A 14,857-nucleotide genomic window follows, 5' to 3' on the forward strand; every position below is an offset into this window, starting at 1 on the left:
TGGTTCATCGGACGTCCGTCCATTCCCTCGACAAGGCGAGTCGCCAGTCGACAGCCAGCTGCTCGTAGGCATGCAGCAGCTCCTCGCCGCGACGCCGGATCAATTCGGATATCTCGGGCACGTTCGCCGCGTGCGCGCACAGCAGTCGGACGTTCGACCAGGCCGACACCACCCGGTCCGCCGATGCCGCGACCGCGGCCAGCGGGGCATCGTCCGTCCGGAACGCGCGCTCCCGGGCGAACCTCCCGTGCAGGAACGCCTGGGCCTGCATGGACCAGCCGAAGGTGTACGCGGGCCGCAGCGACGCCGGGGCGGCGGCCTGGTCGGACAGGTGGTCGACGAACCGGCGCAGACCGCTCCGGCCCGCCCAGAGACGGTCCGTGGGTCCGGCCACGCCGTTGTCCCAGCGTTCGAGGTTGCCACGGAGCGCCCGGACCACCTGCTCGGTGGTGGGCTCCCCCGGTGCCTGCCGCACCTTCGTCGTCAGCACCCGGCCGCCGATCTCCCGGCTGGAGAAGAAGACGTCCTGGGTGTCGGAGGGATTGCCGGAGGTCCAGCTGGCCACCAGGTGCTCGGCGGACAACCAGCCCTGGAAGGCCGGCGGCTGCACGTCGGAGACGTAGAACTCCACATCCCCGTCCGGGGTCCGCCGCCAGGCCGGCACCACGACGAGATGGGCCGCGTGCACGTCCTGGTAGGCGGGGCGGAACGGCAGGTAGTAGTTGTCCACCGCCACGATGACGCCGGAGTGCTCCTCGATGAGGGCGATCAGGTCGTCCGCGGTCGATCCCGTCGTCCAGGCGGACTCCACGTCGTGGTACGGGCACAGGTCGCCCGCCACGCCCCGGCTGCTCTGTACGGGGCGGTAGAACTCCTCGCACATGACGTCGTCGGGGGCGAAGACGAACTCGCAGGACTGCCCGAGGACGTCGACGGGCCGCAGCCCGTGCTCCAGGAGGACGCTGCCCAGGGTGGTCTGCAGGCAGCTCAGCGGGTCCTCGTACCACTGGGGATACGTGCCGGCGGCGCCGTTCCAGCGCGGCGGGCGCGCCGTCGTGCCGACGGTGCTGGCGATGGTCACTGCTGGTCCCCCTCTGTGGGCCGGAGCTCTTCGGAGCCGGCGCTCGCGGACTGCCCGACGAGCGTCATCGCGAAGAGATGGACGGCCGGGTTCTTGGGCAGCGACAGGGCGCTGAGCGGCTGCCGCGAGGTGATCGGAACGCGCTGGCACCAGAGCGTGATCCCGATGCGTTCCTGTACGTGGTACGGGTAGTGGATGACGTCCGTGCGCAGGGCGAGCTCCTCGCCGTGGTCCGACAGGCCCTCCCACAGGTCGGAGAGGGCGAGGTGGTCGCGGTCCACGGAGCCGTTGGAGAAGTGCCAGGTGATGACGTCCCGCACCCGCCGCTCTCCGCAGCCGATGAGGTAGAGCCAGTCCCACCGCCGCTCCGGGACCTCGATCCGCTGGCCCGCGCACAGCACGTTGTCGGGCCCGTTTCCGTCGAGCCTGGCGCTGCGCAGCGGGACGCCGTCGACGACGCGCTCCAGCGGCCCGGGCTGGGCCGGCAGCGAGTTGCGCCAGACGTTCAGCCGCCCGTCGGACAGGTTGTTCTGGGTGGTGGCCGCTTGATTGTTGAGGAACGGTTCAAGCGCAAGCATCGTGTGAACAGTCAACGGAGATCCTTACGTACCAGCGCTCGGCGCTGGAGCCTGGGTTCGACCACGGTGAATCCGCAGGATTCGAAGGTGCTGACCCGGCCGTGGAAGCTTGAGCGGTCGATCTCGTCCGCGGGGTCGCGGTCGTCCTCGGGGTATGCCTCGATCACGTCTGCCTTCTCGTCCCGGGCCCACTGGACCGCCCTGTCGATGAGTGCCTGGGCCAGTCCCCGGCGCCGGTGCTCGCGTGCCACGTAGAGGCACACGACCGACCAGATGCGCTCCAAGTCGTCGCCCTCGACCGGCTTCGCCGCGCGGGAGCCCCGCAGCCGCGGGAATCCCTGGCGGGGGCCGACGCCGATCCAGCCGGCCGGAACGCCGTCGACGGAGCCGATGACGCCGACCCGCTCCCCGGCCCGGACCAGGTCGCGGAGCCTGTCCCGGCGTTCCGCCGGGTCGCAGGAGGTGCGTTCCTTCGCTGTCATCCGGAAGTACGTGCACCAGCAGTTCTCTACCGGGCCCTTCGGCTCGAAGAGTTCGCTGATCGCGGGCCAGTCGTCCGGTCCGACAACGCTGATGACGAATTCACTCATCGGTTCCGCCCTCCGGGCTTTTCCACCGTCGACCTGGGAGCAACTGTCTACTTCCAGGTCACGGCCAGCGGCAGACTCACCACGCCGTTCAGGAAGTTGGAAATAAGGTGCTTGGGGTCGCCGTCCAGCCGCATGGACCGCACGTTCTGCCGCCAGAGGTCGAGGAACTGCTTGATGCCGGCTGAGGCGACATGCTGGCCGATGCACCGGTGCACGCCGAGTCCGAAGGCGAGGTGCTGGTTCGGGGAGCGGTCGGGAACGAACCGGTACGCGTCCTCGAACACCTCCTCGTCACGGTTGGCCGAGGCGATCCAGGCGGCGACCAGGGATCCGGCCGGCACGTCGGTGCCGCCGATCGTGGTGTCCACCGTGGCGCGGCGCAGCACGTGGTTGACGGGGCTCGCCCAGCGGAGGGCCTCGTCGATGAACCGCTGGTCGGTCTCCTCCTGGCGCATGAACCACGACCACAGGTCGTCGTCGTCGGCCAGCAGCAGCAGCGTCTGGTTGATGGTCTGGGGAACGGTCGGATTGGCTCCCATGAGGAACGCGTACGCGTTCAGCAGGGAAACGTTCCTTCCGTCGTCCGGCACCGCGTGGGCGGCGGCCGGGCAGCGGCCGCTCACCGAGTCCGCGGGCGGGTCGGACTCCAGGACCTCCCCGAGCACCGACATGATCGTGGTGTGGGCCTCGAAGAGCTGGAAGCGGCGCTGGTACTCCGAGACGTCCGGGTCGACGCCCCCCATCGCCTGGACCGTGGCCCTGCCCGTGACGGTCCACTCCTCCTGCGGGATGCCCATGAGCTCGCCGGTGATCGTCATCGGCAGCGTCAGCATGGCGTCGCAGAAGTCGAACGTCTCGCGTCCGCGGACGGCGTCGAACAGCTCGGACATGCGGGCGCGGATCCCCTCCTGGAGGCGGAGGGTCGCCTGCCGCGTCATCAGGGGGGTGAAGTTGCGCTTAATGTCGGAGTGCAGCGGCGGGTCGGTGAGGTGGATCGCCGCCCCTGCCGCGACGTCCCCGTCCCCGCGTACGGTCAGCATGGTGCTGTACGCCGAGGAGAACGTCTTGTGGTCGTTCAGGACCTCGCGGACCTCCGCGTAACGCATCGCGGAGAAGAAGTCCTGGCCGTCGGGGGTCTGCTGACGGTGGAGTCCGTCGCGTCCGCGCAGCTGCCGCCACACGGGGTGCATGTCCCGGGCCCCGTACTGCGACTCCTCGTAGATGTCCGAGGAGGTCATGTCCGATGATTCGGAGCCCTTGGGGGAAAGTCGCATGAGAAGACTACCTTTGTATGGGAATGACGGCATTCGAAGAACACGCGGGCGGTCCGACCGGGCGGGGCTCGTCGCCCCCGCGACCGGTGGGGCCGTCGGCCGGGCCGGCCGACGGCCCGGGTCAGCCGTCGGTCTCCATGCCCTCGTGGTCGAGCGATCCGATGCTCTCCGCGCACCGCATGTAGAAGCGCGAGGCGACGGACCACTCCGTGATGCCCTGGGCCCCCAGCACCTGCATCGCGCTGCGGACCACGCGCACCAGCGCGTCCTGCTCGACGAGTTCGAAGCGCCGGACGACCCCCTCGTCCCCGCCCGTGTCCGCGATCTCGTGGAGTCGCGCGCCGAGCGCGGTCAGCTCGGCGTACGAACGGATCAGGGGGAACATCAGCGCGTCGGCGTCGACGAGCTTCTTCCCGAACTGCTCCCGGGTGGAGGCGTACTCCCAGGCGGTCCGGAACAACCCGATGCCGAGTCCCAGCACGTAGGCCGCGTGCCGCAGCCTGCACTCGTGAGCGGGGCACCGGTCGTGGGATGCGGGGTCGCCCCCGGTCCCGGCACGGCACGGCTGGTAGGCGTTCTCATACCCGAGGTACCCCGTGGTCAGGCTGATGGCACAGCCGACGGTGAGACCGAGTCCGAGACCGCCCTCCTCCTCGGGGCGCTCGACCTGGTCGAACCCGAGGTCGGCCAGGGTCTTCTCCAGCGCCTCCCGCCGCGTCGGCGAGTGGGCGAACAGGGGCTCGACCTTGATGCCCGTGCCGGCGGCTTCGAGGACCTCCATGACCGTGTCGACGAGCTCTCCGCCGAAGCGGTGCAGGATCTCCAGGCAGCGCCGGGAGGACTCCTCCCTGAGGTCCGTCCCGACGGTGGACAGCATCATCTCCGACGTGCCGGCGGACAGGGTCAGTCCGGGCGACTCGGTCAGCCCCGAGAACAGCTCCTCATGGGCGAGCTCGTCGAGGCCTGACGCCTTCCCGAGCGTGCTCCAGCGGCGGAGCACCTCGTGGCCGACCTGCTGACAGGTCTCGCTCGTGTAGAGCTTGGCCACGGCGGTGTCGGTCGCCTTGACGTCGGTACGCAGGAACACCTCGGCAGCCGCGCGGGCCAGCGTCGTGGCGCACTCGACCTGCCCTTCGAGCCGCTGGAGGCTCGTGGGCCGGCCGGTCGTCCCGCGCAGCGCCGTCAGCCAGCGTGCCGCCCTGACGACGTGGTCGATGCCGGTACGTTCGATGGCCAGGGCCCCGTCGAGTAGGGCCCATCCGCGGCCCTCCTCGCCCACCCGCCGCCAGCTCTCGACCTCGACGTCCTGCAGGCGGACCCGGCACATCCGTTCACGCTGCAGCGTGTCGACGAGCTCGACGCTCACGCCCTCGGCGGCCAGGTCGATCACGAAGAGGGTGATGCCGTCGTACTTGTGCCCCTCCTGCCCGGTGCGCGCGGCCACCAGCGCCGAACCGGAGATGTCGCTGTAGATGCTGAACACCTTGACGCCGTTGAGCACGTAACGGTCGTCCCGCCGCTCCGCCCTGGTGCGGAGCGCGGCGAGGTCGCTGCCGGCGCGGGGTTCGCTGTAGAGGACGGTGGCGAACTCCTCGCCCCGGCTGATGCGCGGAAGCAGCTCGCGCTTCAGCCGGTCCGAACCGGACTTCAGGACGAAGTTGCCCACGATCTGCACCGTGAGCGCGTACACGAGGTCCGGCAGACCGCTGGCGGCGAAGCCCTCGAAGAGCTCGATGGCGAGGCGGGTCGGCGTTGCGGAGCCGCCGTACTCGCTCGGCCAGTCCGGGGTGAGCAGGCCGCGGGTGCCGAGCTCCCGGTACGCCTCGGCGATGGCGTCCGGGTCCATCCGCCGGGACCTGATCACCAGGTCCCGCCAGTGGGCCGTGTCCATGAGCTTCGTCAGGGAGTCCTGGAGACCGGCCGCGCCGGCCTCCGCGGCCTGCTCGTGCGGGACCAGGACGGGGGCCGCCGCCGGGCGGTCGTCCCTGATGGCCCGTTCGATCGCGACGACGTTCCCGTCGGTTCCGAGCAGGCCGTAATGGTCGCCGGGGAGGTCCTGCACGTGCACGTTGCCCGAGGTCACCGTTGCCCAATCCGACGTGATGGACTCCACGGCGCGTACGGACGCGACGTCGAGCTTGCCCGGGGTGGGCTGCCACTTGGCGATGAGCCGCCTGTTGCACGCGAAAATCTCGAAGCGCTCGCTGAAGGTCTCCAGGTCCATGCCGAGCACCGCGGCGGCCTCGGCCTCCGTGTCCACGTCGCAACCGCCGTCACGTCCGCTCAGCCGCAGCGCGTCGTGGACGAAGCTCCGCAGCGCCTCCGCGGGCGTCGCGTCCTGGCAGTGCCCCTCCGGCCACGTCGAGTCGATGAGCACCACCTTCGGCCGCACTCCCCGTTCCGCGAGCAGGCACGCGATCTCCCACGCGAGAGCGCCACCGAACGACCAGCCGCAGACCACGTCGACCTGGGGGCCGCTGTCGCCGAAGCCCGCGACGTACTGCCGCGCGAGCTCCTGGACCGAGTCGACGGGCCCGTCCTCGGCGAGCGTCTTGGCCGAGGCCTCGAGTCCGAGGCACCGGTGGTCGGCGAGCCTGCGGACGAGCGGCTGGTAGGCCAGCAGACTGCCACCCACCGGATGAGCGAACAGGAGCACCGGGCCGGACGATGCCGACTGGCTCAGTTCGATGAGATTTGATGTGTCCGTCCTCGCCGATCTCGTACGGAGATAGGCGTTCAGACGGTGCCCTTCACGTTGCATCACGCGTTCCCTGCCGTCCCGGTCCATATCCAGCTGTTCACTCGGCCAGGAGTCGGGCGACGTCCTCTTCGGTCATCTGCTCGATGGCCTTTTCCAGTTCCTCGGGGGACAGGCCGGCCAGCCTGGAGCGTTCGACCTCCAGGGCCATGCTCTGCACGCTCGAGTCCGCGAAGAACGCGGCCAGCGAGATCTCGGTCGAGAAGATCTTCTTGATCTTGGAGACCAGCTGGGCGGCCTGCAGGCTCGTCCCGCCCAGGTCGAAGAAACTGACGTTCTTCGCGAAGTCGCTGCGCCCGAGGATGGGCTCGAAGGCCTTGGTCATCATCTGGCGTTCGAGATCAGTGAGCGTTTCCGCCGGCTCCGCCTCGACCGCGGAATCGACGCTGGGCAGGGCCCGCTCGTCGATCTTTCCGCTCGCGTTGACCGGCAGTTCGTCGAGCATCACGAAGGTGCTCGGCACCATCGTGGACACGAGGTGCCTGCGGCAGTGGTCCCGCAGTGCCGTCTCGGACACGTCGTGGGCTCCACCGGTCGCGCAGTACGCGACGACCCTCTTCTGGTCCTGGTCCTGCTGGACCCGCACGTACACGTTGCGTATACCGGGGGCGCTGCGGATGGCACTCTCGATCTCGCCGATCTCGATCCGCACGCCGTTGATCTTGACCTGCTTGTCGGCCCGGCCGACGTACACCAGACGGCCGTCGCCGGTGTGCCGCGCCAGGTCACCGGTCAGGTAGAGGCGCGCTGCGGGGTCGTCCGCGAACGGGTCCGGGATGAATCGCTGCTGGTTCTCCTCGTCCCGGTTCCAGTAGCCGGACGTCAGCCCGACTCCGCCGATAGCCAGCTGGCCGATGACGCCCTGGGGCACCGGTACGTGCTGATCGTCCAGCACGTAGGCGACGTGGTTGTCCATCGGGCCGCCAATCGGCAGGGCGGCCGCACGCAGCGGTTCCTTCAGCTCTTCGACGATGCTGGTGACGGTGCACTCGGTGACGCCGTACCCGTTGAAGAGGCGCCGGCCCTTGCCCCAGGCCCGTACGAGCTCGTGGGAGAAGGCCTCGCCGCCCACGAAGACGATGCGCAGGTCGTTCAGCGGAGCCGGATCGAGCAGCTTCATGACCGACGGCGGCAGGTCCGTCACCGTGATGCGGTGCTCCTCGAGGAACTGCTGGACGCCCGACATGTCGAGACGCATCGCGGACGGTACGACGTGGAGCGAAGCACCGGTCAGCAGCGCGCCGAACATCTCGAAGACCGAGACGTCGAACCCACAGGACGCATAGCCGAGGAAACGGTCCTCCGGAGCGAGCTCGAACAGCGTCCGGACGTTCTGGACGAATCCCAGAATGCTGTCGTGGCTGATGAGCACGCCCTTCGGCGTACCCGTGCTGCCCGAGGTGTACATCAGGTACGCGGTCGCGCTCTCGCCGGGGACCGCGTCGAACGCGTCGGCCGCGTCCGGAAGGTCCGCCGGAAGCCGGAACTCGAGACCGGGTGCGATTCCGGCCGTCGTCGCGTCGCAGACCACCCGCTGCACTTCGGCGTTCTGAATGATCGTCTCGATGCGGCCCGGCGGGTTCATCGCGTCGACGGGCACGTACACGGCACCCAGCGCCATCAGCGCCATCACGGTGGCGGGGAAGTCGGACGACGGCGCGAGCGCGACGCCCACACGATCGCCGGCACCGACCCCGTCCGCCGCCAGGTGGGCGCGGATCGCCTCGACGCGCCGGCGCAGCTCGTCGTAGGTCAGCACCGCGTCGGGGGCGTTGACGGCCACGCGCGGCCCGTGCTCGTCCGCGATCCGGGAGAAGTGCGTGAACACGTTGCCCGTGGGCGTCGGCGCCTCGCTGCCCTTGCCCCAACGCGCCTGTACGGCACGAGAGTCCTCGTCATGGGCCCACGACTGCCGGATGCCGGCATCCGGCATGGAAATCGCCCTGCGCAGGATCCCCACGAACACCCGCTGCATGGTCGCGATGGTCGCCGCGTCGAAGATGTCGGTGTTGTACGCGGTGTGGATCTCCAGGTCCGCGCCCTTTTTGGTGACCGTCCAGGACTGGAAGAACTTCGCCTGCGTCGTCTCCCACTCCCGCTCGACCGCGGATATCCCGTCGAGTCGGAGCGGCTCGGCCCACTCGTTCATCGTCAGCGTGTACTGGAACAGCGTGGAACGCGAGGACTCACGCTTCACTCCGGCACTGGCGATGATCTCCTCGAGCGGCAACTGCCCGTGCGACTGCCCCTCACGGAAGCGTCGCTGGACCCCCGAGAGGTTCTCCCGGAACGTCGCGTCGGGATCGACGTCGCAGCGGAGCGGCAGCATGTTGATGAAGAACCCGAGGGTGCGTTCGCATTCGACTTCGCCGCGGTTGGCGGTGGGCATTCCGAAGATGACTTCCTCGGAGCCCGAGTACCGGCGGAAGAGAGCGGCCATCGCCGTGGCGTGGACCGTGATCGGCGTGGTCGACAGGGACGACGCGAGCTCGTTGACCTGTGCCGCGAGACCCGGCCAGGTGCTTACCTCCGCGGCCCCCGCGTACGTCACCTGGGGCGGGAGGGGACGGTCGCCGGCAATATCCATGACATCGACGTCGCGGAGGGTTTCGGACCAGTAGTCCACGCTCTCCTGCCACGCCCCGGCGCTCATCCGCTTGCGCTGCCACTCGCTGAAGTCGGCGAACTGGACGGCGGGGTCCTCGACCTTGGGCGTGGTGCCCGAACGCCGCGCGTTGTACTCCTCTTCGAGATCCTCGAAGAAGATCGACGTCGACACTCCGTCGAAGATGATGTGGTGGACGACGAAGCCGAAGTAGTGGAGGTCGTCGCGAACCGTGACGAGGGAGGCGCGCCACAGTGGGAACTCCGTCAGGGTGAACCCGGTCCCGGCGAGTTCCGCCGTGATCCGGTCGGCTTCGGCCTCGGACTCCACGGTCGTCTTCTCGATCGTGACCTCGGGGTCCTCGACGATGCCCTGGAAGTACTCGTCGTTCTCCACGAGAACGTAGGTCCGCAGCGCCTCATGACGCCTGACGATGCTCGTGAAGGCATCGGTCAGGGCCTCGACGTCGAGATCGCCTTCGAGACGGAAGAGGAAGGGGACGTTGTAGGTCGACGTGCCGGCCTGCAGCCGGTCGACGAACCACAGGGTGTTCTGTGAGTAGGAGAGGGCGACGTTGTTCCGGTCCTGACGAGGACGGGGTCCCTCGGTGACCCTGGCACGAGCGCGTGCCAGCATGCCTGCGAGCGACTGCTTCTTGTCCGCAGCGGTACGATCGTGCGCTGAACTCACACAAATCCCCCCTTGGTTTCGATGGGCGATACGAAGAATTAGTTCTGCGGCGTCTGAGCGGCGCAGCAACGGAATCCCGTGGCGCCAAGCAGGTCCGTCGGCGCGTCGGGGGGAAGATAGCGGCGCTGCATCAGCGCGGAAGCCTCGTGGCAGCGGTGCAGCAGGGACCGGACGCGGTACACCGCGCTGCAGAATCCGAGAGTGCCGCAATCGTGGGTGAGCAGGTACATCAGGAAGTCGACACGGTCCCACTCGGAACGGCCGGACACGTGCTCCAGGCCGTCCTCGAGCCTCGCGTGGGCCCACAGGGTGCTCAGCGCCTCTGCCAACTCACTCGCCGGCTCGTCAGGGGCTCTGGTGCGACGGCGCAGGCTGGCGTAGACGATGTCCATACGGAGGGTCAGCCGCCCCAGGTGCCGGTCTCCTGAGACAGGGGCTCGACCGCCGAGTCCGCCACGACCACCGGCGCGGAGGAGGGGGCGGGCTCGGCCGCGACCGCGGCGGAGGGCAGGAGCGCGGCGGTGGCCAGCACAAGGGCGACGACCGCGGTGGCCTGGGCTATACGGGTGCGGATCATGGCGATCAGCCCTTTCGGAATCACGAGGGCAGGCGTCCTGTTCCGGTCTCGCGTCACGGCTTGACGCTTCGTCCGGTGGCCGTTCGGACTGTTGTCGGCGGGCGATGAATAGCTTCGCCGCAGATCCCCGCCTTCGGAAGGCTTTCCGGGGGTCCTGAACAGGGCCTATCCGGTTCAGGACATGGGGCCGGTCCCATCTTTCCGGCATGGTCGACTTACCCACGTTTTATACCGTGAGGGCATTTTTGAACATCATCGAACGAATCGTCGCATGTAGGGCCCTGACCTGGGGGAACGCCGAGCACAAACTTGCTCGGACGGGCCGCTGGGTGAAATCATGCTGCCCAGCCGGGGACCCGGAGGGGAGCGTTCCAGGGGGATCGTAGGGCCATGCTGCAAGCACTCGGATTGACCACCGAAGCCGCTGACGTCTATCAGGCCATGCTCGATCACCCTGGCCACGGCGTCGACCAGCTCGCGAAGATGTGCGGCCTGACTCCGTCGCGCGTCGGTGACTGCCTCGACGAGCTCGGAGAGCTGATGCTGGTGCGTGCCTCCAGCGAACACCCGGGGCAGATGCGTGCCGTCGATCCCGATGTCGGCCTGGCCGAGATCGTGGCCCGCCAGGAGGCCGACCTCGCCGCCCGTCAGGCCGAGCTGGCCGCCTCGCGCGCGGTGGTCACCCGCATGCTCGCCGACCGCGTCCAGCACCGCTCCACCCACGGCGAGCGCCTGCTCGGCATGGACGCCATCCACAACTGCCTCGAACGCCTGTGCCGCGCCGCCCACACCGAGATCATCGGCGTCCAGCCCGGCATCCAGAGCGCCGACGACCTCGACGCCGGCCGCGAGCACGACCTCGCCGCCCTCGCCCGCGGCGTGTCCATGCGCAGCCTCTTCCAGGAGCTCGCCCGCCGCCACGCCCACATCGCCGACTACGCCGACGTGCTGCTCAGCCACGGCGGAGAGGTACGCACCGCGTCGACCGTCCCCCAGCGGATGGTCGTCGTCGATCGCACCCACGCCCTGGTGCCGATAGACCCGGCGGACAACCGCAAAGGCGCGCTGCACGTCACCGAACCCGGCATCGTCTCCGCCCTGCTCGAACTCTTCGAGCAGGCCTGGAACACCGCGGTCCCCCTCGGAACCACCCGCCCCGACGACCCTCAAGGCGGCCTCACCGACCACGAACGCGGACTACTGCGTCTGCTCGGCACCGGCCTCACCGACGAAGCAGCTGGACAGCGCCTCGGCCTCACCGATCGCACCATCCGGCGACAGGTCGCCTCGATCATGGAGCGCCTCGGTGCCTCCAGCCGCTTCGAAGCCGGTACCAAAGCCGCACAACGCGGCTGGCTCTGACCACACCCACGGGCCACACCTGGCCGTCACCCTCCCCTGATCGAGTCGAGTACCCGAAGCCGCTGCTGGACGCCGCGGTGGGCACGGCTTTTCCATCCTCTGCTGCGCCGGATCCACAGCTGGATCACCCCGGCCACTCACACCGTCGACGCCGTGCTGGGTCGTCAGGTTTCCAAGGGGACGCGACGATGCCGCAGGCGCTGTGGTTCGCCCACACCCGTCGATCGGCACGTCTGGAGCGTTTTTGACGCCTGAGCTGGAGCTGCCCCCCGGCGGCCACCTCGGCCGCGCGGACCGCCGCCGAGGACGCGGCGCGCGGATCCCTGGGGCTACCGGGTCACGCATAACGAGGCGCTGCTCGCGTGGGGAGCTGACCCGCCAGGGTGCCGCGGTCTTCCGGTACGGGGACACCGTCCTCGGCCGCCGGGGTGGCTCCGCATTCAGCGCCCTGCTGGATTTCCTGCGCACCGCAACAATGGTGCGTGTCCTTCGTCGCCCTGTGCCGGACACCCTCGACGTCTCCGGCTAAACGGCGCTCGGCTTCCTTCCGGTCGGCCTGTTGCGCGGGCATTGGTACGCGACAGGCCACTACCGCGGCGTCCGCGACCTCCCCGGCACCCCACGGGGTCACAGCGACAGATCGGCAACCCGCTGCAGTGTGACGATGTCGATCTCCGGCCGCGGCACGGTGGTGGCCAGGGCGGCCACGCTTCCGTAGCCCAGCGACAGATCGTTGAGGTGGATGGCCTGATCCGGCCAGTCGGCTGGCGGATCGTCGATCCGGGCAACCGGGCCGTCCACCGACAGCGCGAGGAAGGGCACCTGGAGCAGCCCGTGTCCGGTCAGCTTGACCGTTGCCTCCTTGCGCGCCCATATCCGGAACAGCGCGGTCCGCAGCGACTCCCCGCGGTACGCGGCGAGACCCCGCCGCTCGCCCTCCGAAGCGAGTGTGTGGACGATCTCGTCGATCTCGATCGTGCGGCTGACCAGCTCCACGTCAAGCCCGACCTTTGTGCCGGTCGCGGCCGCGATGACGACGAGGTCCCCTGTGTGCGAGACAGAGAAGTCGAGCTCCGGAGCCGCCGTGAAATGGGGTTTCCCGTGGTCGCCGTCACTGCAGTGGGAACAGGCCCGGCTGATGCCGACCTCGGGCTCTGGCATCCCCAGATACCGCGCCCCCAGCGCCCGCTGCACCGCACGAGAGGTGACGAACGTCCTCCGCACCTGCTCCCTGCCCAGCTCGTCGGCACGGGACAACTCCGCCGGAGACAACAGGCTCCGGGCCTCCGCTTCGGCTGACTCCGCTTCGACGACCCATATTCGCACGACCATTCGCACACCCTAAGCAGTTCCCCTACCGCCAAGCCATCACCGCGGCCGGCACCGGCTGTGCGGCAGCGTTGGACGCCGAGCGATACCTCGCCGCCCAGTGCACACAGGACGAGCCGATAGCCGCAGCTGTCCGACTTGAGCAGGCAGAAGGGGGCCCACTCCGACGAGCGAGCCCCATGTCCACCCACTTGCGGACGCAATGCCGGGGGAGTCGGCTGGCGGCGGCCATTCTCTTTACCGGGCATCGGCGGGAACCAGACGACGCCATGAGTCATCACGTCAGGGGCGTGCCCCCGCCGTGCCCTTAAGGGCGGTGAACAGCGGTCAGAGCGGGTGCACAAAGGCAGCCCCAACGGGGCTGCCGGGAGTAGGAAACCGCAGTTCAGCAGCTATACGGCACATCTGCGCGCCATAGATTCCCAAGCTCAGAGCGCGAGTTCGATTCTCGTCACCCGCTCCATGATGAAGGCCCAGGTCAACGACCTGGGCCTTGTTTGTTGTCTACAGCAAGCGCAACCGCCGAGGCATGTCCCGCATCGTGGTAGCTCCTCAGCGAGAGGTTCCACCGCTTCGCTGCCTCTGCCAGGAGGCCTGGGGCCGCCTCCAGCCACTCTTGAACTGATGGGCCGTAGTGCGCGAGCAGCCGCTCCCGACATCCCGAAGGCACCTCTCCGAGCGTCTGCGTCGTCATCAGCTCAGCACGATCCCGTCCGAGACCAGCTCGTCAGTGAGGGCGGGGAATCCCTCCAGGGTCTCGGCAACGAGTGCCTGGACCTTGTCGACCTCGATATCCGGGGAGGACAGACGGACCAGGATCCTCCACGGCTGGTCGAGGCGCTGGCCGGTGGTGCTGACCAGATGCACCTCCGCGTGCCCGTTGGTGGCCTCATACAGCCGCTGGGCCAGGCGCTGGGCGGCGATGTTGTAGAGCTTGCCGACGTGGTAGACGGGGTTCTTGCCGTTGGCGCCCTCCAGGTTCATCGGCCGCAGCGGAGTGATCAGCCCGTTGACCCGGTTGCCTCGGCCGACGACGCCCTCGTCGCCGGACTCGATCGAGCTGCCGGTGTGGGTCAGGTACAGCTCGTCCTTCTCCGGGACGTCGCGGGCGTTGAGCCGGAAGCGGGCCGGTGCGCCGGGGAACCGGAGGCCGGCCATGCGGTGGCACTCCGCCAGGACGGTCTCGGCGTTGCGGACGTACTCGGCACGGCTGTCGACGTGGCGCGACTTCTGCGGGACGCACAGGACGACGTCGGCCTGGTCTCCGTCCCAGTAGCCCATGAGCTTGACGTCGGAGCCGCACCAGGCGTGGGAGAGGGTGAAGTCGCTCTCGCCGGAGAAGTGGTTCACCAGTTCGCGGACGAACGACTCGAAGGCGTTCTCCGGAGCCCAGCCGGTTCCGAGGGAGGTGTCGTTCGAGAGCCGCACCCGCCTCTCGCGGAGGTCGTCGACGGAGCGCGGATTGAACCAGCGGGTACGGTCGGGCACCGCGTCGCCGGTAAGGACGGCGCCCGGGCTGGAGTTGCTGGTGACGTTGAAGGTGATGTCGAGGTGGTCCGACACCTCCGGGAGCCGCTCGGCGAAGAACGCCCTGACCTCGGCCTCGACGATCTCCTCGACGGGGATCTTCTCGCCCCCACACATGGGCGCTGCCCGCCCGTTGACCAGGACGCGCACCGGGGCCGTCATCCGGCCGGCGCCGTAGCGGACCTCGCTGGCCCCGCCGAGGAGGGCGAGCTTGTCGAAGTTGTGGTGCAGCACGGCGCCGAATTGCTGGACGGTGTGGTGGCTGTAGGCGCGAGACAGCCGCTCGGCAAGGTGATCGGCCAGGGTGTCCGGGTGGCCGAGCCCCTTGCGCTCGACGATCGTCGTCGCGTCGGGCTCGGCGATGCCCGTCTCGATGGACAGGCAACGCCCCTCAGTCGTGATGGTTTTGCGCATGACAAACTCCGATCTCTCTGCCTGAAGAAGACGGGTGGGACGGACGAGCGTCATTAGCCAAAGCCAGTTGAT

The 14,857-nt window shown here is 68.8% G+C and carries 11 protein-coding genes; 1 reads left to right on the top strand and 10 read right to left on the bottom strand.

Features of this window, described 5'->3' with window-relative positions; translation table 11 throughout:
• Positions 1–4: 4 nt before the first annotated feature.
• The 8 genes from ABZV38_RS00760 to ABZV38_RS00795 form a co-directional block, all read right to left on the bottom strand.
• Positions 5–1,081, bottom strand: coding sequence for a BtrH N-terminal domain-containing protein (locus ABZV38_RS00760; protein WP_356323079.1), 1,077 nt, complete (start codon positions 1,079–1,081; stop codon positions 5–7).
• A complete protein-coding gene (locus ABZV38_RS00765) occupies positions 1,078–1,659 on the bottom strand; it encodes a hypothetical protein (protein ID WP_356323081.1) in 582 nt (193 codons plus the stop codon). Before ABZV38_RS00765 ends, ABZV38_RS00760 begins: the two co-directional genes overlap by 4 nt.
• An 11-nt stretch (positions 1,660–1,670) precedes the next feature.
• Entirely contained in the window at positions 1,671–2,249 is a 579-nt protein-coding gene (locus ABZV38_RS00770) for a GNAT family N-acetyltransferase (protein WP_356323083.1), read from the bottom strand.
• A 47-nt stretch (positions 2,250–2,296) separates the two neighbouring features.
• A complete protein-coding gene (locus tag ABZV38_RS00775) occupies positions 2,297–3,523 on the bottom strand; it encodes a cytochrome P450 (protein WP_356323085.1) in 1,227 nt (408 codons plus the stop codon).
• 121 nt (positions 3,524–3,644) lie between these two features.
• Positions 3,645–6,284, bottom strand: a complete 2,640-nt coding sequence (locus tag ABZV38_RS00780) for an acyl-CoA dehydrogenase family protein (RefSeq protein ID WP_356323087.1) — start codon at positions 6,282–6,284, stop codon at positions 3,645–3,647.
• Positions 6,285–6,321: 37 nt separating this feature from the next.
• A complete protein-coding gene (locus ABZV38_RS00785) occupies positions 6,322–9,576 on the bottom strand; it encodes an amino acid adenylation domain-containing protein (protein ID WP_356323090.1) in 3,255 nt (1,084 codons plus the stop codon).
• Between the two features lie 38 nt (positions 9,577–9,614).
• Positions 9,615–9,968, bottom strand: coding sequence for a hypothetical protein (locus ABZV38_RS00790; protein ID WP_356323092.1), 354 nt, complete (start codon positions 9,966–9,968; stop codon positions 9,615–9,617).
• An 8-nt stretch (positions 9,969–9,976) separates the two neighbouring features.
• Positions 9,977–10,177, bottom strand: coding sequence for a hypothetical protein (locus ABZV38_RS00795; protein ID WP_356323094.1), 201 nt, complete (start codon positions 10,175–10,177; stop codon positions 9,977–9,979).
• Between the two features lie 366 nt (positions 10,178–10,543).
• Between ABZV38_RS00795 and ABZV38_RS00800 the strand changes: the two genes are divergently transcribed.
• Positions 10,544–11,515 carry a helix-turn-helix domain-containing protein gene (locus ABZV38_RS00800; protein WP_356323096.1) on the top strand — a complete coding sequence of 324 codons (972 nt, stop codon included), beginning with the start codon at positions 10,544–10,546 and terminating at the stop codon, positions 11,513–11,515.
• Between the two features lie 627 nt (positions 11,516–12,142).
• Here the strand turns inward: ABZV38_RS00800 and ABZV38_RS00805 are convergent.
• Positions 12,143–12,847 (bottom strand): 4'-phosphopantetheinyl transferase superfamily protein, encoded by a 705-nt coding sequence (locus ABZV38_RS00805; RefSeq protein WP_356323098.1) that lies wholly within the window; start codon positions 12,845–12,847, stop codon positions 12,143–12,145.
• 690 nt (positions 12,848–13,537) lie between these two features.
• The gene (locus tag ABZV38_RS00810; protein ID WP_356323100.1) at positions 13,538–14,785 is read right to left on the bottom strand and encodes a methionine adenosyltransferase; all 1,248 of its coding nucleotides are present in this window, start codon (positions 14,783–14,785) and stop codon (positions 13,538–13,540) included.
• Between the last annotated feature and the right edge of the window lie 72 nt (positions 14,786–14,857).

Origin of the sequence: Streptomyces sp. NPDC005181 (genome assembly GCF_040608395.1) — a bacterium.
In the GTDB taxonomy this organism is placed as follows: domain Bacteria; phylum Actinomycetota; class Actinomycetes; order Streptomycetales; family Streptomycetaceae; genus Streptomyces.